This is a genomic window from Hyella patelloides LEGE 07179 (assembly GCF_900659865.1).
GTDB lineage: Bacteria > Cyanobacteriota > Cyanobacteriia > Cyanobacteriales > Xenococcaceae > Hyella > Hyella patelloides.
In genome coordinates this window covers 1-2,435 of record NZ_LR214242.1, presented here as the reverse complement: position 1 = coordinate 2,435, position 2,435 = coordinate 1, and the positions used below count along the sequence as shown (strand labels likewise).

General features: G+C 38.3%; 2 protein-coding genes and 1 pseudogene. 1 reads left to right on the top strand and 2 read right to left on the bottom strand.

What is annotated here, in order from left to right; translation table 11 throughout:
- Window positions 1-126: 126 nt before the first annotated feature.
- Window positions 127-1,439 (top strand): annotated as a pseudogene (locus tag H1P_RS32710) (transposase); the annotation flags it as partial.
- Window positions 1,440-1,466: 27 nt separating this feature from the next.
- Here the strand turns inward: H1P_RS32710 and H1P_RS39155 are convergent.
- Window positions 1,467-1,661 (bottom strand): hypothetical protein, encoded by a 195-nt coding sequence (locus H1P_RS39155; protein ID WP_281291281.1) that lies wholly within the window; start codon window positions 1,659-1,661, stop codon window positions 1,467-1,469.
- Window positions 1,662-1,713: 52 nt separating this feature from the next.
- Window positions 1,714-2,274: an ISAzo13-like element transposase-related protein gene (locus H1P_RS39150; protein ID WP_144875570.1), complete on the bottom strand. Its 561-nt coding sequence runs from the start codon at window positions 2,272-2,274 to the stop codon at window positions 1,714-1,716.
- Between the last annotated feature and the right edge of the window lie 161 nt (window positions 2,275-2,435).

The window sequence follows — 2,435 nt, the reverse complement described above, 5'->3', positions numbered from 1 at the left end:
AGTTTGGTTAAAAGCCTCCTGCATTTATGCGCGAAAAATAAAAATATAATTCAATTATTGAATCCTCGCTCCTTTGGGCTGAGGTAATGACGAGTTACTCTAAACTTCACTACTCATTACTCGTGAAACCATTTTATAACTGAAGCAACAAGGGAAAGCCGATAAAATAAATGACCGTCGCTTAGAGGTAATGAGCAAATGCAACCAAACCAGAATAAGTCGGGGATTTAGTCTAATTGTGGATGATTCAGGACATAGAAAAAGCGGCTGCTTGCTCCGTCCTATACGCTGAGGAGACCTCAGCGCGGGCGGTGCGCAATTTTACCGCAGGAGTGGGTCGTCAATATATCGGAGAAATAGGGAAAACAGATAATGGCAATGTCGTGGTAACAACTCATCGTCTTGGTGCGCGTTCCTTGGGCGAGGAAACCTCGCCAGGGTCGCACCGCTATACGATGGCAAAAAAAGCTTACCTTTAGACATAGAATTATATCAACACGCCACATCTCTAGCAGAAGGAAAATTTGACCCAGAGTTTAAGAAAAAACCTACTTTAGCCTTGGAACTAATTGATAAAAGTTTGAGACGAGGATATAGACCAGGAATAGTGTTAGTAGATTCATCCTATGGTAGTAATACATCTTTTTTGAAAGACTTAGAAGAAAGGAAACTAAAGTACATAGGAGGAATTGCTAAAAATCGCAACATTTTATTTAAAAATAAATCAGGAAAAACAGACTCAATAAGAATAGATGAATACGCCCAATGGATATCGGATGAGGAATTCCAGGAAATTCAAATACCAGGTGAAAAACCCAGAACTGTGTGGGTAGCAATACTATCTGCTGAAATATCTCAGCTAAAAGGAATTAGAAAAATAGCTATCGTTATGAATGCACCAGCCTTTGAAGATGCTGAAGATATTGACGAGCGACCCTGCGGAGGTTGCCTCCGCTAAGGAACGCGCGAGTTGATTACTTAATCACAAATGTTGAAGGGGAAATAGTAACTGAACAGTGGATAGTTGAGACTTATTCAGAAAGAAATTGGGTAGAAGTTTTCAACCCTTGAAGCTAAGGGATGGTTAGGTTTAAGTGAATATCAAGTCCGAGAAAAAAAGAGTTTAGAAAGGCATTTTATTCTAGTATTTTGTGCCTATACTTTTATGAGGACACGCATTTTGAGGAAACCTCAAAATCGCGAGATGTCCGTCCTTTGGCACAAGTTAACTGGAGGATTAAGAAGACGTTGGGCAAACAAACCGATTCGTACATTTCCTGAAGCTAAGACAGCCATTTCGTACAGCTATATCTTGAGGACACGAATTCTGAGGTCTCCTCAGAATCGTGAGATGTCCGTATCGTTTTGTCCAATGGCTGAACCAAAATCGGCACGTATTTGCAGCTTACAAAGGTAGTTGTGGCTTTGTTTGGGCTTAAGGGACTTGCGTTGAAATAAAATACCATTTAAGGGGGAATAATACTGACATCCCACTTCGGTAAACTAAAGGAAGGATTCCAAATTTGTTGAAAAGACTGTAGTTCAGATGATGAAACTGTAATTCCCTTGGGATAAATATTTTCTATTAAATGAACTGTGGGATGTTTGCCGTTCCAAGTCATATTAGATGTCCAATTAAGAGCTGATTGAATCGAATCCAAAATAGCCCCATTCCAATAGTTTTCTAAGGCTGCCCAACATCTTTCAATGGAATTATATTTGCGCTCGATAAGGAGGATAGTAGATCAAACGAATTCTTAACTTATTTTCTGAAGAAAATTGACAAATTCTCTTAATAAATTGAGTTCGATTGCTGCGATGAGATATCCCATTATCGAGATTAATTACTAATTCTTCTAATTCTGAATAACTTCCTTGATTATTTTCCCACCACATTGATAAACAATCTACCATGAAATCCGATGTTTCCGCAGATGTTCCCCAGTAAATTGATAATTGTTCGCTCTTTAAATCAAAAATGCCAAAAGGCACTAACGTTTCAGACCAATTATGGTCATGGTCATTAGCTTTGAGGGCTTCTCTTGTTCTCGATTTTCCCCCTCTGGATAAATTACCAATCTTAACTCTAGCTTTTGAATCAATGGAAATTCTGACCACTTTTTGATTTTTGTCAGCCTTTTTATTAGCTTGAGCTAAGTTCTCAAAAATTGTCTCAGTTTCAGGTATTTTATGAAGTGGTTTTACTTTTTGCGTTTTTTTAAACGATAACCCATTCGATTCAAAATATCTCCAATAGTTTGACGAGTTGGTAATTCTTTTTCTGCATATCCTTTCGACGAGATCAACTGGGAGCAGGTCAAAGATGCAAGAACAAGAATACTACTAAGCAAAAATAGTATTATTTAGATAAGCCCTAAAGGATTAGCTTCGCGTCACGCATCGATGTTTAAGAACTTGCGGTACGTTTTCGAGAT